We start from the raw sequence: 26,645 nt of genomic DNA, 5'->3' as shown, positions 1-26,645 counted from the left end.
CGTTCTCTCATGCCCGCGACCGCACCCGAACCTCCGTCCAGATGATCACCCGCGCCGCATTACCTCGAACGAGATCCGGTTTGCCACAACGCACTGAGTAGCCTCACAGTTGGACCAGATCTGCCGCCAGATCTCGCGCGGGAACGTGATGAAGGCCAGCAGCTCGCGCCGGGCGGTGTCCAAGTGGGCTGCGGCCTTGGGGAATTTGGCTTCCAGGGCGTCCAGGACGTGCCGCATCTGGGCCTGGACAGCAGTCGTGTCGGGCTGTTCGAAGACGGTCCGCAGCAGCGTGGCGACCCAGGGCTGGGCCGACTTGGGGACCTGGCTCAGGAGCCCGCGGGCGTAGTGGGTTCGACAGCGCTGCCACGATGAACCGGGCAGGACCGCGCCGATCGCAGCGACGAGGCCGGTGTGGGCGTCGGAGACGATCAGTTGGACGCCGGACAGGCCGCGAGCGGTCAGGGAGCGCAGGAAGGCGAGCCAGCCGGCGCCGTCCTCGCTGGAGGCGACGTCGATGCCGAGGATCTCGCGGTGGCCGTCGGCATTCACGCCGACGGCGATGAGGGCGTGGACGTTGATGATGCGGCCGCCCTCGCGGACCTTCTGGGTCAGTGTGTCGACCCAGACGAACGCGTAAGGCCCTTGGTCCAGGGGCCGGTTGCGGAACGCGGCAACCTGTTCGTCCAGATGCTTCGCCATCGCGCTGACCTGGGACTTCGACAGCTGGGTGACACCGAGGGAGGCGGCGAGCTTCTCGACCCGGCGGGTGGAGACGCCGAGCAGGTAGGCGGTGGCGACCACCGAGATGAGGGCCTGTTCGGCCCGGCGGCGGCGTTCGAGGAGCCAGTGCGGGAAGTAACTGCCCTGACGCAGCTTGGGAATGGCCAGCTCAACGGTCCCGGCCCTCGTGTCCCACTCGCGCGGGCGGTAGCCATTGCGGTAGTTGACGCGTTCGTCGCTGACCTGCCCGTACTCTGCGTTGCAGAGGGCATCGGCCTCCGCGGACATGAGCGCGTCGGCGAACGTCTTCACCATCGCGCGCAGCAGATCGGGACTCGCCGCGGCGAGGTTGTCTTCGGCGAGGGCGTGCAGGGGCAGACTGTCGGGTGCGGTCATCGTGCTGATCTCCTTCGAGGCTTCGACACTTCGAAGATCAGCCGGTGGCCGTTCGTCTATGCGGGCACCATCCCGATGCCGGAGCAAACCCCCGGATCAGGTCGAACCCGTACACCACTTCTCTGGACCCGACCCGGCCTCCATTCGGGTCCGCTCACGAAACGCCTGCCGTTCAGGCGTCAGCCCTCCACCTTGCGGATACCTCATACGACCGGCACACCGCGACGATCGGACTCCGTCACTCACCAACGACATCACCCCTCCAAAGCCAGTAACACCAGAAGTGACAACTGGCCAGGTTTGTATCGGCTCCGCACATCCACTACATGCCCTAACGGTGCAGACGCGGGCATAATATTCGTAATCGCAGCAAGTTTTGGACAATGGGACAGATAGTCACTACATGGGCGCTTGTTCACCAATACCCTTGCCCCTACTACCTCGTCGACACAGCGCAGTGCCTTAATGCACCTCAAGCCGCACCGAAGACGAGCGATAAGTTCTCACGACTGCAAGGGGAAAGAAATGAATCGTTTCGTTCTGGCTCCTGTCGTACTGACGGCGCTGTCGCTGGGGGCGGCCGTCGGGCTTGCCTCTCCTGCTGCCGCCGCACCCAACACCACACCTCAGAAGGTCTGCGGCAGTAGCTACAAGACCGTGAACTCGGCGCCCGTCGGCTCCGGGGGCACCGTCTACCTGACGTACAACGCCTCGAACGGCAGAAACTGCGTTGCGACCATCCGCAGCAACCCAGGAACTGTCATGGACATGGCTGCCTGGATCTATATCCCCGCCACCGACGCGCACGACTCGGACTGGGGGCAGTACACCTCGTACGCAGGACCGACCTACGCCTACGGAAAGGGATACTGCGTGGACTGGGGCGGCAACATCGGCAACGTGCACGTGCAGGTGTCCGGCTCCAACTGCGGCGCCCTGAAGGAACACCGCACCACCTACATCCGCTGATCCACCTCTCACACCCGACCCCGCCACTCGATGAGTGGCGGGGTCGGACTGTCGACCCTGCGGCCGGCTCGCACCGGCCGCAGGGACGTCGGGCAGCGGTACCCGCCGAGCAGCCCTTCACCACGAGTGGGCCGAACGCGAAGTACGTCCGCGACATCACCCATCTCCCGCTGGAGGGCGGGAAGTTCCTCTACCTGGCCACCGTGATCGACCGAGCCTGGCGCCGTCTGGCCGACCGGGCGATCGCAGACCGCATGCGCACCGATCTCTCCACCGACGCCCTGCACGCGGCCGAACGCACCCGCGGCAGTCTCGCTGGGGCGGTCATGCACACCGACCAGTTGAACTCGCCCAATACATCAGTCGGGCCTTCGCCGATGCCTGCCGCCTGGCCGGCGTCCGCCAGTCGATGAGCGCGATCGGTTTCAGCGCGGACAACGCGCTTGCCGAGTCCTTCAGCGCGACGTTCAAACGCGAGACGCTCCAGGGTCGCAAGCACTGGTCCAGCGAGCGCGAGGCCCGCCTCGACACGTTCGGCTGGCTACACCACTACAACACCCGACGCCGTCACTCCCGCCTCGGACAACGCAGTCCCATGGCCTACGAAGCAGCGTCCCGGACAACACCAACTACGCTGACCCCAGCCGCATGACCCGTGTCCAGGACTCGGGGTCAAGGCACTCCAGGCCCTGCACCCGAGAGCCGTCCGCGGGGTCATGCAGAACTCGGACTTCCGGCGCGACGACTGGGGCCGGCTGATGAGCATCGCGAACTTCGTCGGCACCCTCGCCTACGGCACCACCGAGGCCGCCGAGAAGGCGGCCGCCCGGTGCGGAAGATCCACGGCATGCTCGGGGCGACCGACCCGGACACGGGGGAGCGGTACGCCATCGACGAACCCGAGCTGCTGCTGCGGGTGCACTGCGCCGAGATCGACTCGTATCTGCACGTGCTGCGCCGCTCCGGCTTCCGCCTCACCGACGCCCAGGCCGACCGCTACCTCGCCGAACACCGGGAGAGCGCCCGCCTGGTGGGCCTCGACCCGGCCGCCGTACCGGGCGACCGGACCGGACTCGCCGCCTGCTTCGAGCAGGTCCGGCCCGCTCTCGTCGCCGGACCCGAGGCACGCGAAGTGGACGACTTCCTGCTCCGCCCGCCGACGCACCCACTCCTCGTCCCGGTGCGCGAGGTGCTCTGGCGGCGCGTGGCACACCTGGCGTACGCCTCACTGCCGCCGTACGCCCACCGGCTCTACGGCAGACCGGCCCCCGCGCCCGCCACCCGGCGACTGCGCTTCAGCGGCACCCTGCTGCGCTGCGTTCCCGCAGATGTGCGCTGGCACCTCCCGCCCGAGCACATCATCCGTGCCATGTCACGGCTCGGCCCCGGCTCCCGGCCGTCCCCGTACAAAGTCGGACGATCGCTCGCCATACTGGACGAGCCAGGGGAGGGCAGGACGAACACCGACGGGGGCGATCACCGGAGATGGGGGACAGCAGGCTGATCCAGGGCCGCTACCGGCTGCTCGATCTGATCGGGCGCGGCGGCATGGGCGAGGTGTGGCGGGCGCGGGACGAGTCGCTGGGCCGCCATGTCGCCGTCAAATGCCTCAAGCCGCTGAACCCGCACCACGACCAGTCGTTCACCCGCGTCCTGCGCGAACGGTTCCGGCGCGAGGCCCGGGTCGCCGCCGCGCTCCAGCACCGCGGGGTGACCGTCGTCCACGACTTCGGCGAGTCCGACGGTGTCCTCTTCCTGGTGATGGAACTCCTCGACGGCCGCAACCTCTGCCAGCTCCTGGAGGACAACCAGCAGCGTCCGCTGCCCGTCGGTGACGTCGTCGACATCGCCGAGCAGGTCGCCTCCGCCCTCGCCTACTGTCACCAACAGGGCATTGTGCACCGGGACTTGAAGCCCGCGAACATCATGCGGCTGACCGACGGCACGGTGAAGATCTGCGACTTCGGTATCGCTCGCCTCGGCGCCGACATCGGCTTCACCTCCCGGCTGACCGGCACCGGCATCGCGATGGGCACCCCGCACTACATGTCGCCGGAACAGATCAGCGGCTCCGAGGTCGACCAGCGCAGCGACCTCTACTCCTTCGGCTGCGTCCTGTACGAACTCTCCACCGGCGCACCGCCGTTCGACCTCGGTGACGCCTGGGCCATCCTCATCGGCCACCGCGACACCCCGCCCCGGCCACCCCGCACCCGGCGCGCCGAACTGCCCGAGTACCTGGAGAAGGTCATCCTCGACCTGCTGGCCAAGCTCCCCGAGCAACGCCCGCACGACGCCCGCGAGTTGGGCCGCCGCATCACCATGGGCCGTACGACACCCCTGTACGTGCCGACGGTTGTGACCCCGCGACCCCAACTGACCTCGCCCGAACCGGTGTCCCGCGAGGCGCGCCTGCCGTCCTGGACGCGGGGGATGACGACCGGGCACAAGGCGACCGGCGCCGGACTGCGCACCACCCCGCCGGACGCCGGGGCCGGCCTCACCGGCGAGTGGATCGCGCGCCCGGCCACCGGCCACGCGGAGGGGCCGGCGCCGGAGTCACCGTCTGCACCGCCCCCGGAGGCCCTCAAGGCCCTGGCCGGACGCCACAACGCGGGCCTGAGCCTGGGCCGCCTCGGCCGCTGGGCGGAGGCGGGCGAGGTGCACCGCGCGGTCGCCGCCGAACGCACCCACCTCCTCGGCCCGGACCACCCCGACACCCTCGCCAGCCGCTACGAACTCGGCTTCACCCTCAGCCGCACCGGCCACGCCGCCGAGGCCCTGCGCGAATACACCCACGTCGCCCGCGCCAGGGAACGGGCGCTGGGTGCCGACCACGCCGACACACTCGCCGCCCGGCAGGAAATGGCCTACGTGCTGGGCCAGTTGGGCCGCCACTTCGACGCACACCAGGTGTACACGTCCGTACTGGCCGCCCGCGAAGGCACCATGGGCCCCGACCACCCCGACACCCTGCGCTGCCGCCACAACCTCGCCTTCAACCTCAGCCGGCTCGGCCGCCTGGAGGACTCGTACCGCATGGCCTGCGAGGTCGCCGCCGCCCGCGCCCGGGTGCTGGGCCCCGGCCACCCCGACACCCTGGTCACCCGCTACGAAGTCGCCTACGCGCTCGGCCAGTTGGGCCGCTGGCAGGAGGCACTCCAGACCTACGGCGAGGTCGCCGAAGCCCGTGCGCAAGCCCTCGGCCCGGATCACGCCGACACCCTCGCCGCCCGCTACGAGATCGGCATCAGCCTCGGCCGCCTCGGCCGCAGCGCCGACGCCCTCAAGCTCTACCGCGACCTGATCGACGACCGCACCCGCGTCCACGGCCCCGCACACCCCGAGACCCTCCGCGCCCGCCACGGCCTCGGCGTCAACCTCGGCCGCCTCGGGCGCTGGGAGGAGGCCCTCGCCGAGTCCCGCGACGTGTGCGCCATCCGCGAGCGCGTCCTCGGGCCCGACCACACCGACACTCTGGTCAGCCGCCGCGAGGTCGCCGTCGGCCTCGGCTGGCTCGGCCGCTGGACCGACGCCCTCACTGAATACCGCCGCGTCGCCGCCGCCCGCGAACGCGTCCTCGGCCCCGACCACCCCGACACCCTCGCCAGCCGCAACGACGAGGCCCACTGCCTGGAACAACTCGGCCGCAACCAGGAAGCGGTCGAGCTGTACCGCCGGGTGGCGGTGCTACGACAGGGGCGGGCGTCCGGCGGGTACTGACGGCCGGGGCCGCCCGTGGGGGCCACGGGCGCCGACGCCGGCGCGCCCGTGCCTGTCCGCGGTCGCGGACGGTCGCGCCCGCCGTCGGCCTTGTCCGCCTCTGCCACCGCAGCCCTGGACGCGGGCGTCCGGGACCCACAGGCGGCCGGGGCTGCCGTCGTCGCCCGTGGGCGCTGACGGCGGTGCGCCCACGTCTTTCCGCGGACGCGGCCGATCGGGGCCGCCGTCGGCCATCCGCAGCCCCGGAGGACCGCGCACCCACCCCTGGCCGACCTAGATCACCTCGTGTTACGAAGAACCATGCCTGCACACGAGGGACCCGGACATCGGACGTACGACGCCGTCATCGTCGGCGGTGGCCACAACGGCCTGGTCGCCGCCGCCTACCTGGCCCGGGCCGGGCGCTCCGTGCTCGTCCTGGAGCGTCTCGACACCACGGGCGGCGCCGCCGTGTCGACGCGCCCGTTCGCCGGGGTCGACGCACGGCTGTCCCGGTACTCGTACCTGGTCAGCCTGCTGCCCAAGAAGATCGTGCGGGACCTCGGCCTCGACTTTCGCATCCGCGGGCGCACCATCTCGTCGTACACCCCCGTCGAACGCGACGGCCGCCCCACCGGCCTCCTCGTCGGTGGCGGCGAGCGCCGCACCCGCGACGCCTTCGCCCGGCTGACCGGCGGCGAGAGCGAGTACGCGGCCTGGCAGCGGCTCTACGGCATGACCGGCCGCCTCGCGCAAAGGGTCTTCCCCACGCTCACCGAGCCGCTGCCCACCCGCGACGAACTGCGCCGGCGCGTCGACGACGAGGACGCCTGGCGGATGCTCTTCGAGGAGCCGATCGGCGTCGCGATCGAGGAGAACTTCACCGACGACCTGGTCCGGGGCGTCGTCCTCACCGACGCCCTCATCGGCACCTTCGCCGACGCCCACGACCCGTCCCTCGCCCAGAACCGCTGCTTCCTCTACCACGTCATCGGCGGCGGCACCGGCGCCTGGGATGTCCCGGTCGGCGGCATGGGCGCCCTCACCGACGCCCTGGCCACGGCCGCGCGGAGTGCCGGCGCAGTCCTCGCCACCGGGCACGAGGCCGTCCGTATCGACACGGACGGACGCGCCGCCGAGATCACCTACCGCACCGCGGACGGCGAAGGGATCGTGGCCGCCCGGCACGTCCTCGTCGGCGCCTCCCCGCAGCAACTCGCCGCCCTCACCGGCGACGAACCGCCCGCCCCCGCCGAGGGCGCCCAGCTCAAGGTGAACATGCTGCTCAAGCGGCTGCCCCGGCTCCGCGACACCTCGGTCGACCCGCGCGAGGCCTTCGCCGGCACCTTCCACATCGCCGAGGGCTACGACCAACTGGCCGCCGCCCACGCCCAGGCAGCGGCCGGTTCGCTGCCCGCCGCACCGCCCTCCGAGATCTACTGCCACTCCCTCACCGACCCGGGCATCCTCGGCCGCGACCTCGAAGAGGGCGGCTACCAGACGCTCACCCTCTTCGGCCTGCACACCCCGGCGCGCCTCTTCGAACGGGACAACGACGCCGTACGCGAGGAACTCCTGAAGGCCACGCTCGCCCAGCTGGACGCCCACCTCGCCGAACCGCTCGCGGACTGCCTCGCCACCGACGCGGACGGCCGCCCCTGCATCGAGGCGAAGACCCCCCTCGACCTGGAACGCGACCTCCGGCTCCCCGGCGGCAACATCTTCCACCGCGCACTGACCTGGCCCTACGCCCAGGACGACACCGGACGCTGGGGCGTCGAGACCCGGCACGCGAACGTGCTGCTGTGCGGGGCGGGCGCCGTGCGCGGCGGGGGAGTGAGCGGGGTGCCGGGCCACAACGCGGCCATGGCGGTACTGGAGAGCGGCGCCGGCTGACCGCCCTGGTGCCCTGCCGGGAGAGTGGTGCTTTTCTGGGAGTGGACGAGAGGAGTGTTCGCCATGGACAGCGTGCACACAGTGCCAGGACACCCGGAATCCGTCTCGGTGGAGATCAGCGGGTGCAGCAAGGAGGACGCCCGGATCGTGTTCGACACGCTGTGCGCGTGCTTCGGCTCCGACCGGTGCGCCGACGACGTACCCCGAGACCACCACGACACCCGCCCCACGGTCTGGCTCGGCACCTTCGACGTCGCCGACACCCACGAGCGCCCCACCGGCGACCCGGCCCGCCTCTCGGCCTCCGTCGACGCGGACCTCCAGGGCGGCTACTGGGCCATCGAACAGTTCCGTACGACCCTGGACTCCCTGTTCACCGTGCACGACCTCGCGGTGACGTCGGGCGATCAGGAGCGGGAACTGCACGTCCGACTGGAGAGCCGCTGACGAAAGAGGCGCCGCGGCGGACCCGGCTGTCGGGAAAATCTGACGGAGCATCAGAAAAGGCCTTCCGTCGTCCGGAGGACTGCGGCATTCTGCGCCCATGCAGACGGAGTTGAGCAAGAAACTGGGAGTCGAGCACGCCATTTTCGGCTTCACGCCGTTCCCCGCCGTCGCCGCGGCCATCAGCCGGGCCGGCGGGTTCGGAGTGCTCGGCGCGGTCCGCTACACCGCCCCGGACGACCTCAAGCGCGACCTCGACTGGCTGGAGGCGCACGTCGACGGGATGCCGTACGGCCTCGACGTCGTCATGCCGGCGAAGAAGGTCGAAGGGGTCACCGAGGCCGAGGTCGAGGCGATGATCCCGGAAGGCCACCGAAAGTTCGTCACCGAGACCCTGGCCAAGTACGGCGTGCCCGAACTCGCCGAGGGCGAGGCGTCCGGCTGGCGCATCACCGGGTGGATGGAACAGGTCGCCCGCAATCAGCTCGACGTCGCCTTCGACTACCCGATCAAGCTGCTCGCCAACGCGCTGGGCTCCCCACCGGCCGACGTCGTCGCCCGCGCCCACGACCAGGACGTACTGGTCGCCGCGCTCGCGGGCAGCGCCCGGCACGCCCGCAAGCACGCGGAGGGCGGCATCGACATCGTCGTGGCCCAGGGCTACGAGGCGGGCGGACACACCGGCGAGATCGCGACCATGGTGCTCACGCCCGAAGTCGTCGACGCCGTCGACCCGTTGCCGGTACTCGCTGCGGGCGGCATCGGCAGCGGACAGCAGGTGGCCGCCGCGCTCAGCCTCGGCGCCCAGGGTGTGTGGCTGGGCTCCATATGGCTGACCACCACGGAAGCCGACATGCACTCGCCCGGCGTTACCCGCAAACTGCTCGCCGCCGGGTCCGGCGACACCGTCCGCTCCCGCGCCCTGACCGGGAAACCGGCCCGACAGCTGCGCACCGAGTGGACGGACGCCTGGGACGACCCGGACGGCCCGGGCACCCTCCCCATGCCGCTGCAGGGACTGCTCGTCGCCGAGGCCGTCTCGCGCATCCAGAAGTACGAGGTCGAACCACTGCTCGGCACCCCGGTCGGCCAGATCGTCGGCCGGATGAACAGCGAACGCAGTGTCCAGGCCGTCTTCGACGACCTCACGCGCGGCTTCGAGCAGGCCGTCGCCCGCATCAACCGCATCGCCGGAAGGAGCGGCCAGTGAGCACACAGGGGGAGAGCACACCTCCCGCGGGCTTCTGGGCCCAGGCGGCCCAGGACCCCGATCGCACCGTCCTGATCGCACCCGACGGCGAGGAGTGGACCGCAGGCCGCCTGCACGCCGCCGCCAACCAGCTCGTGCACGGCCTGCGCGCCGCCGGACTCGAACGCGGTGACGTCTTCGCCGTCGTCCTCCCCAACGGTGTCGAGTTCTTCACGGCCCATCTGGCCGCCACCCAGGCCGGGTTCTACCTCGTCCCCGTCAACCACCACTTCGTCGCACCGGAGATCGCCTGGATCGTCGCCGACTCCGGCGCCAAGGTGCTCATCGCGCACGAGCGGTTCGCCGAGCCCGTCCGCCAGGCCGCCGACGAGGCCGGCCTCCCCGCCACCCACCGGTACGCGGTCGGCACGGTCGAGGGCTTCCGGCCGTACCCCGAACTCCTCGAAGGACAACCGGAGTCGGCGCCCGCGGACCGCACGCTCGGCTGGGTCATGAACTACACCTCCGGCACCACCGGCCGCCCCCGCGGCATCCGCCGCCCCCTGCCGGGCAAGCCACCCGAGTCGGCGTACCTCGGCGGTTTCCTCGGCATCTTCGGCATCAGGCCGTTCGACGGCAACGTGCACCTGGTCTGCTCGCCGCTGTACCACACGGCCGTCCTCCAGTTCGCGGGCGCCAGCCTGCACATCGGGCACCGCCTGGTCCTGATGGACAAGTGGACCCCGGAGGAGATGCTCCGCCTCATCGACCGCGAGAAGTGCACCCACACCCACATGGTTCCGACCCAGTTCCACCGCCTCCTCGCCCTCCCCGAGGACGTACGGGCGCGCTACGACGTCTCGTCCATGCGGCACGCCATCCATGGCGCCGCCCCGTGCCCCGACCATGTGAAGCGGGCCATGATCGAGTGGTGGGGCGACTGTGTGGAGGAGTACTACGCGGCCAGCGAGGGCGGCGGTGCCTTCGCAACCGCGGAGGACTGGCTGAAGAAGCCCGGCACGGTCGGCAAGGCCTGGCCCATCAGCGAACTCGCGGTCTTCGACGACGACGGCAACCGGCTCCCGCCCGGTGAACTCGGCACCGTCTACATGAAGATGAGCACCGGCGGCTTCGCCTACCACAAGGACGAGGCCAAGACGAGGAACAACCGGATCGGCGACTTCTTCACCGTCGGCGACCTCGGCTTCCTCGACGAGGACGGCTACCTCTTCCTCCGCGACCGCAAGATCGACATGATCATCTCCGGCGGCGTCAACATCTACCCGGCCGAGATCGAGTCAGCGCTCCTCGCCCACCCCGCCGTCGCCGACGCCGCCGCCTTCGGCATTCCGCACGACGACTGGGGCGAGGAGGTCAAGGCCGTCGTCGAACCGTCCTCGGGGTACGAGCCGGACCCGGACCTCGCCGCCGCGCTCCTCGACCACTGCGCCGAGCAACTCGCCGGCTACAAGCGGCCCAAGAGCATCGACTTCATCACCGAGATGCCCCGCGACCCCAACGGCAAGCTGTACAAGCGGCGGCTGCGGGACCCGTACTGGGAGGGGCATGCACGGCCCATGTGAGTGCGCCTGTACGGGCCCGGCACATGTGGGCCGGGCCCACCTCGGCCACCCGGCTTGACCCGCCCGGGCGCCGGCCCGAGGATCATGTGTCATGACGCCCGGACACGGCAGCACTGTTGACGGGGTACTGCGACGCAGTGCCCGGCGCACTCCCGCCCGCGTGGCGGTGGACTACGGCGAGCGCTCCTGGACGTACCAGGAACTCGACGACGCCGTCTCCGGCGCGGCGAGCGTGCTCCTCGACCAGGGCCTCGCACCGGGCGACCGGGTCGGCTCCTACGGCCACAACTCGGACGCCTACCTGATCGGCTTCCTGGCCTGCGCCCGCGCGGGCCTCGTGCACGTGCCGGTCAACCAGAACCTCACCGGCGAGGACCTCGCGTACATCGTCGGCCAGTCCGGCAGCGCGCTGGTGCTCACCGATCCCGACCTCGCCGGTCAACTGCCCGACGACGTGAGGACGTTGCCGCTGCGGGACGCGGACGGCTCGCTGCTGGAGCGGCTCGTGTCCGCGCCGCCGTACGACGGTCCCGAGCCGCGCACCGAGGACCTGGTGCAGCTGCTCTACACCTCGGGCACGACCGCGCTCCCCAAGGGCGCGATGATGACCCACCGGGCCCTGGTGCATGAGTACTTGAGCGCGATCACCGCCCTGGACCTGAGCGCCGGGGACCGGCCCGTGCACGCGCTGCCGCTGTACCACTCGGCGCAGCTGCACGTGTTCCTGCTGCCGTACCTGGCGGTCGGCGCCACCAACCTCATCCTCGACGCGCCCGACGGCGACCGGCTCCTGGACCTGATCGAGGCCGGGCGGGTGGACAGTCTGTTCGCCCCGCCCACCGTGTGGATCGGCCTGGCGAACCGCCCTGACTTCGCGACCCGCGACCTGAGCGGCCTGCGCAAGGCGTACTACGGTGCGTCGATCATGCCGGTACCCGTCCTGGAACGGTTGCGCGAGCGCCTTCCCGAGCTGGCCTTCTACAACTGCTTCGGACAGAGCGAGATCGGCCCGCTGGCCACCGTCCTGGGCCCCGACGAGCACAAGGGCCGGCTGGACTCCTGCGGACGTCCGGTCCTCTTCGTGGACGCGCGTGTGGTCGACGAGGACGGCAAGGACGTACCCGACGGCACACAGGGCGAAGTCGTCTACCGCTCACCGCAGTTGTGCGAGGGATACTGGGACAAGCCCGAGGAGACGGCTGCCGCCTTCCGCGACGGCTGGTTCCACTCCGGCGACCTCGCCGTACGGGACGCGCACGGCTTCTTCACCGTCGTCGACCGCGTGAAGGACGTCATCAACTCCGGTGGCGTACTGGTCGCTTCACGCCAGGTCGAGGACGCGCTCTACACCCACGAGGGCGTCGCCGAGGTCGCCGTGATCGGCCTCCCCGACGACCGCTGGATCGAGGCCGTCACCGCGGTCGTCGTCCCGTGCGGCGAGGTCACCGAGGCCCAACTCATCGACCACGCCCGCGAGAAGCTCGCCCACTTCAAGGCACCGAAACGGGTCGTGTTCGTGGAGAAGCTGCCGCGGAACGCCAGCGGAAAGATCCTCAAGCGGGAGTTGCGGGAGCGGTTCGACGGCTGAGCCTCGTCTTGCGCCCACGCCCGGTCGGCCGTGAGGATCTACCGTCATGCAGACCGTGACCGGCACCTTCACCGCCACCGACGGCACCGAACTCGCCTACCACGTACGGGGTGAGGGCAAGCCGCTGATCGTCCTGCCCGGTGGGCCCATGCGGGCCTCCGCCTACCTCGGCGACCTGGGAGGACTGACCGCGCACCGACGGCTGATCCTGCTGGATCTGCGGGGCACCGGTGACTCCGCGGCGCCGGCCGACGAGGAGACGTACCGCTGCGACCGACTGGTCGACGACGTCGAGGTGTTGCGAGCCCACATGGGTCTGGACCACCTGGATCTGCTCGCGCACTCGGCGGGCGGCAGTCTCGCGATGTTGTACGCGGCCCGCCACCCCGGGCGGGTGACACGCCTGGCACTGATCACCGCCACCCCCTGGGCGCTGGGCATGCCGGCCACGCCCGAGGCACGGCTCGCCGCCGCCCGGCTGCGGAAGGGCGAACCGTGGTTCGAGGAGGCGTTCCCGGCATTCGAGGCGTGGCTCGCGGGCACCGCCGACTTCGACCCCGTCTTCGAGCCCTTCTTCTACGGCCGTTGGGATGCCGTCGCCGAACAGAACTCCGCGCTCGAAGACGAACAGACCAACGACGAAGCCGCCGACCGGTACTTCTCCGAGGGCGCCTTCGACCCACCGGTCCTGCGGGCCGCCCTCGGCCGGCTGCCCGCACCTGTGCTGGTTCTCGCGGGTGAACTCGACGGCGGTCCACGGCCCGAGCTCGCCCGTCGCAGCGCCGATGTGTTCCGGAACGCCACCTCGGTGGTGCAGCCGGGCGCCGGTCACTATCCGTGGTTGGACGATCCGGAGTGGTTCGTGCGCCGTGTCGTCGCGTTTCTCGACGCGGACGGTGCGGTTCTGCCCTCGGCAGAGCAGGGGCGGGACCGGTGCCGCAGCGGTTACGTTCCCGGCATGGACACCGAGATCCGTACCGTCAAGGCGAACGGCATCGACCTCGCCCTTCGCGCCTGGGGCCCCGAGGAGGAGCCGCCCGTCCTCCTGCTCCACAGCCGGGGCGCCGACGGCACCGACTGGACGCGGATCGCAGAACGGCTCGCCGCCGGACCCGACCCGCGCCGCGTGTACGCCCCCGACCTGCGCGGCCACGGAGGCAGCGACTGGCCCGGCACCGCGCCGGGAGCCACGGCCGACGTGTACGCGTACGAGGCGATGCGGGACGACATCCGCGCGCTCCTCACCGTCCTCGGGATCGAACGGGCCGACGTCATCGGCCATTCGCTGGGCGGCATCGTCGCGTACCTGCTCGCGCAGGAGGCGCCCGACGTCGTACGGCGACTGGTCCTGGAGGATGTGCCGGCGCCGATCCCCTTCGATCCGCCGAGGCCGCCCACCGAACGCCCCGCGGGGAAGCTGCCGTTCGACTGGGCCATGATCGAGGCAACCGACGGCCGGGCGAACCACCCCGACCCCATGTGGTGGGACCACATGGGGCGGATCACCGTGCCCACGCTGGTGATCGCGGGTGGTCCCACCAGCGGGGTTCCTCAGGACCGGGTCGTTGCGGTCGCCGAACGGATCCCCGACGCCCGCCTGGTGACCGTCGACGCCGGACATCTCGTGCACGAGAACCGGCCGGCGGAATTCCTGGCGGTGGTGGAGCAGTTCCTCGCGGAGCGAAGCGGGGAGGCGGGCGACGACCGGACGGCGACCGTCACTTCGCGAATGTCGTCATGAAGCGGTCCCGGAACTTGTCCATGCTCAACACCGGTGCGTTGTCCGCCGGCTTGAGCCCGTCCGTCCAGTTCCAGCTGGAGATCTTGTCCAGCACCTTCGGGTCGTGCGCGACGATCGTGATCGGCACATCCCGGTCGGAGGTGCCTCCGGTGACTGTCGGGACGGGCTGGTGGTCGCCGAGGAAGACGAGGACGGTGTTCTTGTTGCCGTAGCGCTGCATCCACTGGGTCAGGCTGTCCACGGAGTACTGGATGGCCTTGCGGTACTCGGTGCGCACGCGCTTGGCGCTCTTCCAGACCTCCGTCGGGTTGGTGCCCTCCTTCTTGATCTGGTTGAAGATCGTGCCGTCCCCGAGCTGGTTCCAGGGGATCGTGTGGGCGATGGGGGACCAGGGGTTGTGGCTGGAGGCGAGGATGATCTCCGCCATGATCGGGTCGCGGTTCTTCTTGCCGTACTCCAGATCCTCGAAGGACTGCAGGCTGAACTGGTCCGGTACCGGCGTCCAGCTGAAGTACGGGCCGTTGTATCCGAGGTGGGTGGAGTCGTAGATGTTGTCGAGGCCGAAGTACTTGCCTTCGGGCCAGGCCTTGCGCACACCGGGGACGATGCCGACCGTGCGCCAGGCACCGGTCTTCTGGAAGTAGCTGGTCAGGGTCGCGCGGGTGCTGGTGGTCACGGTGCGGTACCGCTGCTGGTTCTTGACCCACAGGCCGGACAGGAACGTCGAGTGGGCGAGCCAGCTGCCGGCGCCCGTGACGGGCGACCTGAGCCAGCCGCTGCGCGAGGCGAAGCCGGCCGCCTTGAGCCGGGCGTCTCCCGCCTTCAGCGTCGCGTCCATCTCCGGTGCCATCGTCGGATCGTCGATCGCGACCCGGCCGTAGCTCTCGATGAAGGTGAACAGCACGTCCTTGCCGCGCAGGCCGGTCAGCAGCTGGTTCGGCGGGGTCTTGGCGAAGGCGTCGACGTTGAGCTGCTTCTTGAAGACGTCGGCGTCGCCCAGCCCCTCGCGGACGTACTGCACCCGGTTGGCGAGGAACGTGCTGTAGCCCTTCGTGGCGAGCGTGACGCCGCCCACCTGGAAGCTCAGCGTGAAGCACATGATCCACACGACACCGAGGACGAGTGTGGTGCGTACCGCCATGGGGCGGTGCCTGGCCATCACGTCCGACAGCCGCACCATCGCCAGCGCGCTCCCCGCCAGCACGGCGATCAGCGCCACGATCACCCCGACGATCGCGAGCACCTCGCCCGAGCGGCCGACCGAGTCCTTCAGGAAGTCCGCCGCGTCGCTCAGCAGGACCCAGTCGAAGACCAGGTCGAACGGCCGGGCCAGGGTCTGGTAGAAGCCCATGTCGAGGCACTTCAGGACCGTGGACAGCCCGACGAACGCCCCCAGGACGACGGCCACGATCCGCCGTGCCTTCGCGGGCAGCACGAGCAGGACGATCGCGAGCACGATCGCCTCGACCGGGAAGCGGAAGAACGACTGGGGAGTGATCCGGTCGAGGCGGTCGGGCACGAGCAGCGCGACGAAGAGCAGCACACCGGCCAGTACGGTCGTGCCCACCCCCACGGCACGTGCGGTACGGGGGTAACGAGTCCGCCAGCCGAACCAACCGGCGCGGGGCGGAAGTTGAGACGACCGCTCGGCGGAGTCGGCGGCGGATTCCGCCTCGGAGGCCGTGGGCTCCACCGGCTCGGAGGGCTCGTCGGATTCCGCGGGGCCCGTGGACTCGGCGGCCGTCTCGGGTGCGTCGACCGCTTCGAGTTGCCCGGACGTGTCCGCCGAGTCGTGTGGCTCGGGTGGGCCCTGTGGATCGGCTGGTGCGGCGGCCTCCGTCGCCGCTGTCGAGTCGGTCTCCCCGGTGGCTTTCTGCTGCGCCAATGGGTGAGAGCGAGTGAAGAGCGGCACCCGAACGTCCTTCCGTGCTGAGCCCGGTGATGGCATGGCGTACCTGGCCCGGGCCACCAGATCCGTCACCACCAGTACGGTCGCACGCTACCGCCAGTTCAATCCGGCCTGCCTGTTGACCCACTGTTGACTCACTGAGCTGCGGAGACGGCCACCTCCCGCGCCCACCGGTAGTCCGCCTTGCCACTCGGCGACCGCTGGATCGTCTCCGCGATCACCAACTGTCGGGGGATCTTGTACCCGGCGAGCTGGGAACGGCAGTGCGTCTGGATGTCGTCCAGCGACGGCCGTACCGCACCCGCGCGCAACTCGACGACGGCGGCCACGTGATTGCCCCACTTCGCGTCCGGCACCCCGGCCACGAGCGCGTCGTAGACGTCCGGATGCGACTTGAGCGCCTGCTCGACCTCCTCCGGATACACCTTCTCCCCACCGGTGTTGATGCACTGCGAGCCACGGCCGAGCACCGTGACGACGCCCTCCTCGTCCACGGTCGCCATGTCGCCGAGCAGGACCCACCGCCGTCCGTCCTTCTCGAAGAAGGTCTCGGCGGTCTTCCGCTCGTCGTTGTAGTAGCCGAGGGGCACATGGCCGCACTGCGCGACCCGGCCGATCTCGCCGACGGCGACCGGCTCGTGCGTGGCCGGATCGACCACCTGAGTACGGGAGTTGACCCGGATACGGAAGGACTGCCCGGCCCCGGAGTCGGCCGTCGCCGTGCCGTTGAAGCCGGACTCGGACGAACCGTAGTTGTTCAGCAGCATCGTGTTCGGGAGCAGCTCCTGGAACTGCCGGCGCACCGTCTCCGACATGATCGCGCCCGACGACGAGACACTGAACACCGACGAGCAGTCCGTGCCCTTCATTGGCCCGTTGAGGGCGTCGATCAGCGGCCGCAGCATCGCGTCGCCCACCAGGGAGATGCTGGTGACCTTCTCCTTCTCGATGGTCCGCAGCACCTCCTCAGGCACGAACTTGCGGTGGATCACGATGCGTTGGCCGAAGTTGAAGCCGATGAACGCGGTGAGGGTGGAGGTGCCGTGCATCAGCGGGGGAGTGGGGAAGAACGTGATCCCCGCCCCGCGGGCCGCCACCCGCTCGGCCAACTCCTCGGGTGTCTTCACGGGTTCGCCGGTCGGCGCGCCACCGCCGAGCCCCGAGAAGAACAGGTCCTCCTGGCGCCACATCACGCCCTTGGGCATGCCGGTCGTGCCGCCGGTGTAGATGATGAACTGGTCGTCGCCCGAACGGTCCGGGAATCCCCGCCCGGGAGACCCGGTGGCCTCCGCGTCCGTGAAGGCCACGGCCGCTACCTCCGGGGCGCCTTGGGCCGGTGCCCCCACCCGTACCAGGTGCCGAAGCTTCTCCGCGCGTGGCAGCGCGGCGGCCACCCGCGCGGTGAACTCCGTGTCGAATACCAGCGCGACGAGATCGGCGTCCCGGTAGAGGTACACCAACTCCTCTTCGACATAACGGTAGTTGACATTGACCGGCACGACCCGCGCCTTCAGGCAGCCCAGCACCGTCTGCAGGTACTCGACGCCGTTGTAGAGATGGAGCCCCAGGTGCTCACCCGGACGGATCCCGGCATCGATCAGATGGTGGGCGATGCGGTTCGCCGCCGCGTCCAACTCCGCGTAGGACAGGCGGCGTTCCGCGCCCGTGCCCGGGTGGTCGATGTACACGAGCGCCTCGCGGTCCGGGACCACGTCGACGACCGACTCGAACAGGTCGGCAATGTTGTACTCCACCACTCCTCCTGACGTCGGTTCGCCGGTCATCAGAGCAAAGGGCGCGGCAACTGTGAAGGGTCCGCGCAGAAGAAATCTGACTGAGTGTCAGAAACCTCTTGTACTGGCAGGGCGCCTCCTGCAACCTGTTCTCGTTCCGGAGGCGGTACGGCGACGGGAGGACGGCAATGGGCGGTACGGAACACCTGGCCGTGCGGCGCGAAGGCGCCACACTGGTGCTCACGCTCAACAGGCCCGAGGCCAAGAACGCGCTCTCGCTGCCGATGCTGGTCGGCCTGTACGACGGCTGGATCGAGGCCGACGCGGACGACGAGATCCGGTCGATCGTGCTGACCGGTGCGGGTGGCGCGTTCTGCGCGGGCATGGACCTCAAGGCCCTTGCCGGAAAAGGCATGGAGGGCCAGCAGTACCGCGAGCGGCTTACCGCCGACCCCGACCTGCACTGGAAGGCGATGCTGCGGCATCACCGGCCCCGCAAGCCGGTGATCGCGGCCGTCGAGGGGTACTGCGTGGCCGGCGGCACGGAGATTCTCCAGGGGACGGACATCAGGGTCGCCGGGGAGTCGGCGACGTTCGGGCTCTTCGAGGTGAAACGCGGGCTCTTCCCCATCGGCGGCTCGACTGTCCGTCTCCAGCGGCAGATTCCCCGCACCCATGCGTTGGAGATGCTGCTCACCGGACGCCCGTACAGCGCGCGGGAGGCGGCGGATGTCGGTCTGATCGGACACGTCGTCCCCGACGGGACGGCTCTCGCCAAGGCTTTGGAGATTGCCGAACTCGTCAATGGGTGCGGGCCGTTGGCGGTCGAGGCGGTCAAGGCGTCGGTGTACGAGACCGCGGAGCTGACCGAGACGGACGGGCTGGCCGCCGAACTCAAGCGCGGGTGGCCGATCTTCGACACCGCCGATGCGAAGGAGGGGGCGCGTGCCTTTGCGGAGAAGCGGGCGCCTGTTTACAAGCGGGCGTAGTGCTCCGCCAAGAGGCCGGTTTGTGTCTGCGGGTTCGTTGTGGCTGGGCGCGCCCACGCGGCGGAGCCGCACATACGACACAGCCCCGCGCCCCTGGGTGGGGATGCGTGGCCCGAACTTTTCAGTCCTAGGAGATGCTGTGCCCGAAGTGCTCAAAGCGCCCCTGGTCCTTGAATTCCCGTTCACCCGCTCCCTCGGCCCCGTTCAGAGCGCCTTCCTGACCGGGCTGCGTGAGCGCGTGGTGCTCGGGGTGAAGACCGGCGACGGTCGGACCCTTGTGCCGCCCGTCGAGTACGACCCCGTCACCGCCGAGGAGATCCGCGACCTGGTCGAGGTCGCCCCCACCGGCACGGTCACCACTTGGGCCTGGAACCACGAACCCCGCCGCGGTCAGCCCCTCGACACCCCGTTCGCCTGGGTCCTGGTCCGTCTCGACGGCGCCGACACCGCCCTCCTGCACGCCCTCGACGCCCCCGGCCCCGACGCCGTACGCACCGGCATGCGTGTCCGCGTGCGCTGGGCCGAGGAACGTACCGGCGCCATCACGGACATCGCCTGCTTCGAGCCGTACGACGGCGACGAGACGCGTCAACCAGCCGACCACACCGGCGAGTTCGAGAACATGGTCACCGGCATCGTGGCTCCCGCCCGCCTCGACTACGTCTACTCGCCCGGCCGCGCCCAGACCGACTACATCCACGCGCTCTCCGAACGGCGCACCGTCGGCGAACGCTGCCCCTCCTGCCGCAAGGTGTACGTCCCGCCGAGGGGTGCGTGTCCCACCTGTGGTGTCGCCACGGCGGAACATGTCGAAGTGGGGCCGCGCGGCACTGTCACCACGTTCTGCATCGTCAACATCAAGGCGAAGAACCTCGACATCGAGGTGCCGTACGTCTACGCGCACATCGCCCTCGACGGAGCCGACCTCGCGCTGCACGGACGGATCGGCGGCATCCCGTACGACCAGGTGCGCATGGGACTGCGCGTCGAGGCGGTGTGGAGCGAGGGCGGTCGCTATCCGGACCACTACCGGCCGACCGGCGAGCCCGACGCGGACTACGACGCCTACAAGGAGCTGCTGTGATGCATGGAGCTGCCGCGATGCGTGAGATCGCCGTCGTCGCCTTCGCGCAGACCGACCACCGGCGCACCACCGACGAGCTCTCCGAGGTGGAGATGCTCATGCCGGTCCTGCACGGCGTACTGGAACAGACCGGCCTCAAGACCGCCGACATCGACTTCACCTGCTCCGGCTCCAGCGACTACCTCGCCGGCCGGGCCTTCTCCTTCACCCTCGCCCTCGACGGCGTCGGTGCCTGGCCGCCGATCTCCGAGTCGCACGTCGAGATGGACGGCGCCTGGGCGCTCTACGAGGCCTGGACCAAACTCCTGACCGGTGACGCCGACACCGCGCTCGTCTACTCGTACGGCAAGTCGTCCCCCGGCTCCGTACGCGACGTCCTGACCCGGCAGCTCGACCCGTACTACGTCGCCCCTCTCTGGCCGGACTCGATCGCCCTGGCCGCCCTCCAGGCGCAGGCCCTCATCGACGCGGGCGACACCGACGAACCCGCGCTCGCCGCCGTCGCGGCCCGCAGCCGGACCGACGCGAGCGCCAACTCCCATGCCCAGGTGCGGGGTTCGGTCCCGCAAGGGGACTACGTCGTACGGCCGCTGCGCACCGGCGACTGCCCGCCGATCGGCGACGGAGCCGCCGCCGTGATCCTCGCGGCCGGGGACCGGGCCCGCGAACTGTGCGAACGGCCCGCCTGGATCAGGGGTATCGACCACCGGATCGAGGCACACGGCCTGGGCGTACGGGAGTTGACCGACTCGCCGTCCACCCGGTTGGCCGCCGAGAAGGCCGGGGCCTTCGAACGGCCCGTGGACACCGCCGAGTTGCACGCGCCGTTCACCGCCCAGGAGGTTGTCCTGCGCAAGGCGCTGCGCCTCGGCGACGACGTGCGCGTCAACCCGTCCGGGGGAGCCCTCGCCGCGAATCCCGTCATGGCCGCTGGGCTGATCCGCATCGGTGAGGCCGCAGCCCGCATCCACCGGGGCGAGTCCGACCGGGCCCTCGCCCACGCCACCTCCGGCCCCTGTCTGCAGCAGAACCTGGTCGCCGTACTCGAAGGGGATCCGCGATGAGCAAGGAGCCCGTGGCCGTCGTAGGCATCGGCCAGACCAAGCACGTCGCCGCGCGCCGGGACGTGTCGATCGCCGGGCTCGTCCGGGAAGCGGCCCGACGCGCCCTGGACGACGCCGAGTTGACGTGGGCCGACATCGACGCCGTCGTGATCGGGAAGGCGCCGGACTTCTTCGAGGGCGTCATGATGCCCGAGCTGTATCTCGCCGACGCGCTGGGCGCCGTGGGCAAGCCCATGCTGCGGGTGCACACCGCCGGCTCGGTGGGCGGGTCGACGGCCCTGGTCGCCGCCAACCTCGTCGCGGCCCGGGTGCACGGCACCGTCCTCACCCTTGCCTTCGAGAAGCAGTCCGAGTCGAACGCCATGTGGGGACTGTCCCTGCCGATCCCCTTCCAGCAGCCCCTGCTGGCGGGTGCCGGAGGGTTCTTCGCCCCGCATGTGCGCGCCTACATGCGGCGCACCGGAGCGCCCGACACGGTCGGCTCCCTGGTGGCGTACAAGGACCGGCGCAACGCCCTGAAGAACCCGTACGCCCATCTCCACGAGCACGACATCACCCTGGAGAAGGTCCAGGCCTCGCCGATGCTGTGGGACCCGATCCGCTACTCGGAGACCTGCCCCTCCTCGGACGGCGCCTGCGCGATGGTCCTCACCGACCGGGCGGGTGCGGCCCGTGCCCCACGCCCGGCGGCCTGGATGCACGGCGGCGCCATGCGCAGCGAGCCCACACTGTTCGCCGGAAAGGACTGTGTGTCGCCGCAGGCCGGCAAGGACTGCGCGGCCGATGTGTACCGGCAGGCGGGGATCGCCGACCCGCGCCGGGACATCGACGCCGTCGAGATGTATGTGCCTTTCTCGTGGTACGAGCCCATGTGGCTGGAGAACCTCGGATTCGCCGACGAGGGCGAGGGCTGGAAACTCACCGAGTCGGGGGTGACCGAGCTGGACGGCGACCTTCCCGTGAACATGTCAGGAGGGGTGCTCTCGACCAATCCGATCGGCGCCTCCGGCATGATCCGCTTCGCGGAGGCCGCCCTCCAGGTGCGCGGCCAGGCCGGAGAACACCAGGTGGAAGGGGCCCGGCGGGTTCTCGGGCACGCCTACGGCGGCGGATCCCAGTTCTTCTCGATGTGGCTCGTGGGCAGCGAACCCCCCGCCTCCTGAAAGGTCCCCCTCACGTGGCCTGTTGGCATCAGAAACCGATCGCTAGGCTGGCCGCGGACGACGAACCGGGAGGAGCACGGACGTGGCCGAGAGCACCATCCAGCAGCACCCGCTTGCGGGCTGGGACAAGCCGGAGCTGGACCTCAGTGACGCCGAGTGGCATTCAGGGAGCCGTGGACTGGGGGATGTCCAGATCGCCTTTGTCGAGGGATTCATCGCGATGCGCAACAGCGGCCGCCCGGAAAGCCCTTCCTTGATCTTCACGCCCGCGGAATGGGGCGCGTTCGTGTCGGGGGCGCGGGAAGGGGAGTTCGACCTGACCTGAAGGGCGTTTCACCTGATCCGGAGGGTGTCCCACCTGTTCTTCCGGACACGCGACCTTGAGTGCCCTTCCGGAGCCGGCGGCTGAGCCGGGCTGGCCCCGGAGGGGAAGGTCCCTTCACTCCGGAGGTCAGGAGCCCCATGAGCACCCCCAAGAGCAGCCTGCCGGTCATCGCGGCGGTCGACGGTTCGGACGGCGGCCTGCGCGCCCTGGACTGGGCCCTCGACGCCGCGCGTGGACGCGGGGTGCCGCTGAGGGTCGTCCATGTGTGGCAGTACGCCGCCGCGTGGACGCCGCCCGGAGTCCTGGCCGCCGGACCGCCCGCCCCGGACGAGGACGAGGTGCGCGGCCAGATCCGTGGGTACCTCGACGGGCGCCCCGACCGGCCGGTCACGGAGTACCTCGGGCTGTAGGGCGCGGCGGGTGCCGTACTGCCCGAACTGGCCGCCACGGCACAGCTGTTGGTGCTCGGCTCCCGTGGCCGCGGCGGCTTCGCCGGCCTGCTGCTCGGCTCCAACGGCATGGCCGCCGGCCGCGACGCGGGCTGCCCCGTCGTCGTGGTGCCCCGGCCCGGACGCGAGGTCCACGGCGAGACCCCCGCAGAACCCGGATCCCGGGTGGTCGTCGGCCTGCACGTGGACGGCCCCGACGACACCACCCTTGCCTTCGCCTTCGCCGAGGCCGCCCGGCGCGAAGCCCTCCTCCAGGTCGTCGCCGCCTATCCGTGGCCGCCGCAGATCTGGGTGGCCGCCGGTGAACTCGTCCCGCCGGTCATCGACCAGTACGCCGTCGAGAACGAGACCCGCGTCCTCACCGAGGCCCTACTCGCCCGCACCGCAAGGACCATCCGGACGTCCGCGTCGAGCCGTACGTCGCACCGGGTGCCGCCGCCGGCCATCTCGTCGCCGCCTCCAAGGACGCGGAGCTCGCCGTCGTGGGCCGTCACCGCCGACGACTGCCGGCCCCGGCCCGGCTGATCGGCTCGGTCACCCAGGCCGTCCTGCTGCACGCGGCGAGCCCGGTCGCGGTCGTGCCACCGCAGGCCTTGGAGGAGTGAGATCGCTCCGGACCGCGCACGCGGAAAACTGACCAGTACGCCTTCGTCGACTAACAGGTCGCCGCGCCTTCGGAAAGCGTACGCTGAGGTCTCTGTAGCTCACGGTATGCGTTCGCTCCCCGCGCGGACGCGCCCGCCGTGGCAGGGGGTATGGGATGGGACAGCGGAGCGCACGCGGCAACAGGACGCTCTTCGAACGGGAGGGTGAACTCCTCGCCGTGGACGACGCGTTGGGCGAGCTCACCGGCCTGCGCACGGACGGCGCCGAGCCGGGACACCGGCCCCGTGGCGCCCTGCTCGCCTTCTCGGGACGGGCCGGCATCGGCAAGACGACCCTCCTCACCGAGGTGCGCCGCCGCGCCGCCGCACAGGGCTGCACCGTGCTGTCCGCGCGAGGCGGCGACCAGGAACAGCGCGTCGCCTTCCACGTCGCCCGCCAGCTGCTGCAACCGCAGTTCGCCGGCTCCGCCGACGCCGATCTCCGCGCCGCGCTGGGGAGTTGGTACGACATCGTCGGCCCGGCCCTCGGTCTGCGCGCCCCCACCGAAGGCTCCCCGCCCGACCAGCAGGGCCTGCGCGACGGCCTCGACTGGGTGCTCACCCACCTCGCGGTGAAACGCGCCCCGATGGTCCTCGTCCTCGACGACGCGCACTGGGCCGACCCCGAATCCCTGGGCTGGCTGGCCGCGTTCGCGCCCCGCGCCGAACAACTCCCGCTCCTGGTCGTCGTCGCCTACCGCCCCGACGAACTCCCGGACCACGCCGAGTCGTTCAGGGGACTGCCCGGCCGGGCCGGCGGTCGTCCCCTCGACCTGGAACCGCTCAGCGCCGACGCCGTCGCCGGCCTGGTGCGCGAGACGCTCGGCGAGCATGCCGACGACGCGTTCTGCCAGGAGTGCTGGGCGGTCACCGCCGGGAACCCGTTCGAGACCGTGGAACTCACCGCCAAGATCTACGACCGGGGCCTGACCCCCACCGAGTCCGGGGCCTACCTGCTGCGCGATCTCGCCGCCGCCGTCAAGGGCAGCGGCCTCCTCACCCGCCTCGAACGCCTCGGCGCCTCCACTGTCCGCTTCGCCTGGGCCTGCGCGGTGCTCGGCACCGAGACCCGTCCGGCGCTCGCCGCCGCCGTCGCCGGGCTCGGCCACGAGGAAGCCGCCGACGCCGCCGAGGCGCTGCGCGGGGCCCGCATCCTCACCAGTACGCCGACCGCCGCGGGCACCCTCGAATTCGTCCACCCGCTCATCGCCACCGCCGTCTACCGGGCCATCCCCTCCGGCGTCCGCGTGGCCCTGCACGGCCAGGCCGCGTGGTGCGTCATCAACGACGGCCAGGGCCCCTCCGCCGCCGCCCGCCACCTCATGGAGACCCACCCCGACGGCGACAACTGGGTCGTCCAGCAACTCCGCGCGGCAGCGGGCGAAACCCTGCGCGCGGGCGCCCCCGACGCGGCCTGCAGCTACCTCGCCCGCGCCCTGCGCGAGCCCCCGCCCTTCGACGACCGGGCCGCCGTCCTCTACGAACTGGGCAGTGCCTCCCTGCTCACCGAACCGGCGACCACCGTCAACCATCTCCGGGCCGCCCTCGAAGAGCCGATCAGCGACGCGGGCCTGCGGCAGAACATCGTCTACCGCCTCTCCCAGGTCCTCGCCCACAGCGACCGCCTTGCCGAGGCCTCCGACACCCTCGCCCGCGAGATCCGCGTCACCGACGACGCCCGGGTCAAACTCCGCATGCTCTCCGAGCAGTTCATGTGGGACGCCTTCCGCGCCGACGAACCCGACCACCCCTCGCGCTCCCGCCGCCTCACCAAACTCGCCGACCGCCTCAAGGGCCGCGACCTCACCGAGCGGTACATCATCGGCCTGCGCACCTGGGACGCCGTCCTCCGTGGCGAACCCGCGCATGTGGCCCTCCACCATGCCGAGCGCGCGCTCAACGGCGGCCTCGGCTGGGCGGAGGCCGACCGCGGCTTCGAAGTACCGGTGCTGGTGGCCCTCGCCCACATGTACTGCGACCGGCCGGGCCGCGCGGAGGAACTGTTCGCCACCGGCATCGCCGACTTCGAGCAACAGGGCTGGCGCGGCGCCCACCTGGCCTTCGGCTACACCCTCCTCGGCTACCTCCGCTACCGGCGCGGCCGGCTCGCCGAGGCCGAGGACTTCGCCCGCGCGGGCCTGCGCCTCGCCGAACGGGTCGGACCCGGCACCCCCGTCTACTGGTACGGCACCGGCATCCTCATCGAGGTCCTGCTCGCCCGCGGCCGGGTCGCGGAGGCCGCACAGCTCGCCGAGGACCACGCCTTCGCGGAGCCCTTCCCGGCCGCCGTCGTCTTTCCCGACGCCCAGACCGTGTACGGCGAACTGCTGCTGGCCCGCGGCCTCACCAAGGACGCGGCCGAGGAGCTGGCAGCCGCCGGCCGCCGCCTCGACCCACGCGGCATCCGCAACCCCGCCTGGTGCCCGTGGCAGCTCCACCTGGCCCGCGCCGAGCGCCACGAGACCCCCGAACGCGCTGTCGCCACCGCCCACGAGGCGGTCGCCCGCGCCCGCCAGTTCGGCACCCCGTCCGCCATCGGCCAGGCCCTGCGCGTCGCCGCCGAGGTCTCCTCCGGTTCGGACCGCGCCAAGCTGCTGGAGGAGTCCGTCTCCCACCTCGAACGCTCCCCGGCCGCCTACGAGTTGGCGTGCGCGCTGGTCGCCCTCGGCACCGAACTCCGCCGCACCGGCCGCTCCAGGGAAGCCGCCGACTACCTCTACCGGGGCCTCGACACGGCCGTCCAGTGCGGCGCCGACGGCCTCGCCGACACCACCCGAGCCGAACTCGCCGCCGCCGGCCTGCGCCCCCGCCGCCTCCACAGCACCGAGACGGACACCCTCACCACCGACGAGCGGACAGCGGCGACCCTGGCCGCGCACGGCAGAACCGACCACGAGATCGCCGTAGAACTGGACACGGACGAACAGGCGGCAGTACGCCTGCTCTCAGCGGCGTACCAAAAGTTGGGAACGGACCGCACAGGCCTGGTAACGGCACTGATCAAGCCCACGGAGGGCCGAGTTCTTTAGGAGCGCGGGGCTGTATCGATATGCGGCT

General features: G+C 70.7%; 18 protein-coding genes and 3 pseudogenes. 18 read left to right on the top strand and 3 right to left on the bottom strand.

Annotation, left to right across the window (positions count from 1 at the left end):
• Positions 1–108 precede the first annotated feature (108 nt).
• Positions 109–1,116, bottom strand: a pseudogene (locus tag AB0I51_RS24255) (IS256 family transposase); the annotation flags it as partial.
• A gap of 525 nt (positions 1,117–1,641) precedes the next feature.
• On the opposite strand from AB0I51_RS24255, the gene AB0I51_RS24250 reads away from it, so the two are divergent.
• The 11 genes and pseudogenes from AB0I51_RS24250 to AB0I51_RS24200 all read left to right on the top strand — a co-directional run bounded on the left by AB0I51_RS24250 (position 1,642) and on the right by AB0I51_RS24200 (position 14,228).
• Positions 1,642–2,085 carry a spore-associated protein gene (locus tag AB0I51_RS24250; protein WP_362978328.1) on the top strand — a complete coding sequence of 148 codons (444 nt, stop codon included), beginning with the start codon at positions 1,642–1,644 and terminating at the stop codon, positions 2,083–2,085.
• A complete protein-coding gene (locus AB0I51_RS24245; RefSeq protein WP_362978358.1) occupies positions 1,983–2,498 on the top strand; it encodes a DDE-type integrase/transposase/recombinase in 516 nt (171 codons plus the stop codon). The genes AB0I51_RS24250 and AB0I51_RS24245 overlap by 103 nt, the downstream gene beginning before the upstream one ends.
• Positions 2,495–2,737 carry an integrase core domain-containing protein gene (locus AB0I51_RS24240; protein WP_362978326.1) on the top strand — a complete coding sequence of 81 codons (243 nt, stop codon included), beginning with the start codon at positions 2,495–2,497 and terminating at the stop codon, positions 2,735–2,737. Before AB0I51_RS24245 ends, AB0I51_RS24240 begins: the two co-directional genes overlap by 4 nt.
• 37 nt (positions 2,738–2,774) lie before the next feature.
• Positions 2,775–3,589: pseudogene (locus tag AB0I51_RS24235) on the top strand (oxygenase MpaB family protein).
• Positions 3,571–5,808 (top strand): serine/threonine-protein kinase, encoded by a 2,238-nt coding sequence (locus tag AB0I51_RS24230; protein ID WP_362978324.1) that lies wholly within the window; start codon positions 3,571–3,573, stop codon positions 5,806–5,808. The pseudogene AB0I51_RS24235 and the gene AB0I51_RS24230 overlap by 19 nt, the downstream one beginning before the upstream one ends.
• 300 nt (positions 5,809–6,108) lie before the next feature.
• On the top strand, positions 6,109–7,683 hold the full coding sequence (locus tag AB0I51_RS24225; protein WP_362978322.1) for an NAD(P)/FAD-dependent oxidoreductase: 1,575 nt from the start codon (positions 6,109–6,111) through the stop codon (positions 7,681–7,683).
• Between the two features lie 63 nt (positions 7,684–7,746).
• The gene (locus tag AB0I51_RS24220) at positions 7,747–8,130 is read left to right on the top strand and encodes a hypothetical protein (protein ID WP_362978320.1); all 384 of its coding nucleotides are present in this window, start codon (positions 7,747–7,749) and stop codon (positions 8,128–8,130) included.
• 97 nt (positions 8,131–8,227) lie between these two features.
• Entirely contained in the window at positions 8,228–9,337 is a 1,110-nt protein-coding gene (locus tag AB0I51_RS24215) for a nitronate monooxygenase family protein (RefSeq protein WP_362978318.1), read from the top strand.
• Positions 9,334–10,899 (top strand): acyl-CoA synthetase, encoded by a 1,566-nt coding sequence (locus tag AB0I51_RS24210; protein ID WP_362978316.1) that lies wholly within the window; start codon positions 9,334–9,336, stop codon positions 10,897–10,899. Before AB0I51_RS24215 ends, AB0I51_RS24210 begins: the two co-directional genes overlap by 4 nt.
• 91 nt (positions 10,900–10,990) lie before the next feature.
• On the top strand, positions 10,991–12,487 hold the full coding sequence (locus tag AB0I51_RS24205) for an acyl-CoA synthetase (RefSeq protein ID WP_362978314.1): 1,497 nt from the start codon (positions 10,991–10,993) through the stop codon (positions 12,485–12,487).
• Positions 12,488–12,533: 46 nt separating this feature from the next.
• The gene (locus AB0I51_RS24200) at positions 12,534–14,228 is read left to right on the top strand and encodes an alpha/beta hydrolase (protein WP_362978312.1); all 1,695 of its coding nucleotides are present in this window, start codon (positions 12,534–12,536) and stop codon (positions 14,226–14,228) included.
• Here AB0I51_RS24200 and AB0I51_RS24195 read toward each other — a convergent pair.
• Together AB0I51_RS24195 and AB0I51_RS24190 are read right to left on the bottom strand one after the other, a co-directional pair.
• Positions 14,206–16,176: a sulfatase gene (locus AB0I51_RS24195; RefSeq protein ID WP_362978356.1), complete on the bottom strand. Its 1,971-nt coding sequence runs from the start codon at positions 16,174–16,176 to the stop codon at positions 14,206–14,208. The two genes, AB0I51_RS24200 and AB0I51_RS24195, sit on opposite strands and share 23 nt — an antisense overlap.
• A gap of 95 nt (positions 16,177–16,271) precedes the next feature.
• Positions 16,272–17,891, bottom strand: a complete 1,620-nt coding sequence (locus AB0I51_RS24190; protein ID WP_362978310.1) for an acyl-CoA synthetase — start codon at positions 17,889–17,891, stop codon at positions 16,272–16,274.
• 167 nt (positions 17,892–18,058) lie between these two features.
• Here AB0I51_RS24190 and AB0I51_RS24185 point away from each other — a divergent pair, with 167 nt between their 5' ends.
• The 7 genes and pseudogenes from AB0I51_RS24185 to AB0I51_RS24155 all read left to right on the top strand — a co-directional run bounded on the left by AB0I51_RS24185 (position 18,059) and on the right by AB0I51_RS24155 (position 26,617).
• Complete coding sequence (locus AB0I51_RS24185; protein WP_362978308.1) at positions 18,059–18,859, top strand: crotonase/enoyl-CoA hydratase family protein; 801 nt, start codon at positions 18,059–18,061, stop codon at positions 18,857–18,859.
• A gap of 139 nt (positions 18,860–18,998) precedes the next feature.
• Positions 18,999–19,943 (top strand): OB-fold domain-containing protein, encoded by a 945-nt coding sequence (locus AB0I51_RS24180; protein ID WP_362978306.1) that lies wholly within the window; start codon positions 18,999–19,001, stop codon positions 19,941–19,943.
• Between the two features lie 17 nt (positions 19,944–19,960).
• Complete coding sequence (locus AB0I51_RS24175) at positions 19,961–21,007, top strand: thiolase domain-containing protein (protein ID WP_362978304.1); 1,047 nt, start codon at positions 19,961–19,963, stop codon at positions 21,005–21,007.
• Positions 21,004–22,170, top strand: a complete 1,167-nt coding sequence (locus AB0I51_RS24170) for a thiolase domain-containing protein (protein WP_362978302.1) — start codon at positions 21,004–21,006, stop codon at positions 22,168–22,170. The genes AB0I51_RS24175 and AB0I51_RS24170 overlap by 4 nt, the downstream gene beginning before the upstream one ends.
• 82 nt (positions 22,171–22,252) lie before the next feature.
• The gene (locus tag AB0I51_RS24165) at positions 22,253–22,495 is read left to right on the top strand and encodes a DUF397 domain-containing protein (RefSeq protein ID WP_019069076.1); all 243 of its coding nucleotides are present in this window, start codon (positions 22,253–22,255) and stop codon (positions 22,493–22,495) included.
• 137 nt (positions 22,496–22,632) lie between these two features.
• Positions 22,633–23,549, top strand: a pseudogene (locus tag AB0I51_RS24160) (universal stress protein).
• A 155-nt stretch (positions 23,550–23,704) separates the two neighbouring features.
• Positions 23,705–26,617: an AAA family ATPase gene (locus AB0I51_RS24155; RefSeq protein ID WP_362978300.1), complete on the top strand. Its 2,913-nt coding sequence runs from the start codon at positions 23,705–23,707 to the stop codon at positions 26,615–26,617.
• Positions 26,618–26,645: the final 28 nt, after the last annotated feature.

It is taken from the genome of Streptomyces sp. NPDC050549 (assembly GCF_040655035.1).
Taxonomy (GTDB): Bacteria; Actinomycetota; Actinomycetes; order Streptomycetales; family Streptomycetaceae; genus Streptomyces.
The sequence above is the reverse complement of the archived record's forward strand: the minus strand, read 5'-3'. Positions and strand labels throughout refer to the sequence as shown.

Bases quoted from the DNA above. Each gene is read 5' to 3' on its own strand.
- AB0I51_RS24240 (WP_362978326.1), top strand. From the start codon at position 2,495: ATGAGCGCGATCGGTTTCAGCGCGGACAACGCGCTTGCCGAGTCCTTC.
- AB0I51_RS24215 (WP_362978318.1), top strand. From the start codon at position 8,228: ATGCAGACGGAGTTGAGCAAGAAACTGGGAGTCGAGCACGCCATTTTC.
- AB0I51_RS24195 (WP_362978356.1), bottom strand. From the start codon at position 16,176: ATGCCATCACCGGGCTCAGCACGGAAGGACGTTCGGGTGCCGCTCTTC.
- AB0I51_RS24170 (WP_362978302.1), top strand. From the start codon at position 21,004: ATGAGCAAGGAGCCCGTGGCCGTCGTAGGCATCGGCCAGACCAAGCAC.
- AB0I51_RS24220 (WP_362978320.1), top strand. From the start codon at position 7,747: ATGGACAGCGTGCACACAGTGCCAGGACACCCGGAATCCGTCTCGGTG.
- AB0I51_RS24200 (WP_362978312.1), top strand. From the start codon at position 12,534: ATGCAGACCGTGACCGGCACCTTCACCGCCACCGACGGCACCGAACTC.
- AB0I51_RS24250 (WP_362978328.1), top strand. From the start codon at position 1,642: ATGAATCGTTTCGTTCTGGCTCCTGTCGTACTGACGGCGCTGTCGCTG.
- AB0I51_RS24225 (WP_362978322.1), top strand. From the start codon at position 6,109: ATGCCTGCACACGAGGGACCCGGACATCGGACGTACGACGCCGTCATC.
- AB0I51_RS24205 (WP_362978314.1), top strand. From the start codon at position 10,991: ATGACGCCCGGACACGGCAGCACTGTTGACGGGGTACTGCGACGCAGT.
- AB0I51_RS24155 (WP_362978300.1), top strand. From the start codon at position 23,705: ATGGGACAGCGGAGCGCACGCGGCAACAGGACGCTCTTCGAACGGGAG.
- AB0I51_RS24185 (WP_362978308.1), top strand. From the start codon at position 18,059: ATGGGCGGTACGGAACACCTGGCCGTGCGGCGCGAAGGCGCCACACTG.
- AB0I51_RS24175 (WP_362978304.1), top strand. From the start codon at position 19,961: ATGCGTGAGATCGCCGTCGTCGCCTTCGCGCAGACCGACCACCGGCGC.
- AB0I51_RS24230 (WP_362978324.1), top strand. From the start codon at position 3,571: ATGGGGGACAGCAGGCTGATCCAGGGCCGCTACCGGCTGCTCGATCTG.